A 230-nucleotide genomic window follows, 5' to 3' on the forward strand; every position below is an offset into this window, starting at 1 on the left:
GGCGACGCGGGTTCGAAAGGCCGAAGCGCGGGAGAGCGCGGATCGGGTGCTGACAAGACCCATCGCGTTGCTGGGGCGGGCGCGGAAAGCGCAGCACGGCCATCGGGGAAGTCCGATCGCGCGACGCGATCGCCCGGTGTCCGAAGCGCGGACGATGCCGCGCTGCTTGATCAACCTGTGCAACGCGGCGCAGTTGCACCGAAGCCGGATCGCGCAACGCAATCGCGAGC

1 protein-coding gene is annotated in these 230 nt (G+C 69.6%); it reads left to right on the top strand.

Features of this window, described 5'->3' with window-relative positions:
- The coding region (locus tag NCT04_RS34385) for a hypothetical protein (protein WP_250470317.1) at positions 1-230 on the top strand (230 nt) is incomplete at both ends.

The organism is Caballeronia sp. GAFFF2 (assembly GCF_023631485.1).
Classification (GTDB): domain Bacteria; phylum Pseudomonadota; class Gammaproteobacteria; order Burkholderiales; family Burkholderiaceae; genus Caballeronia.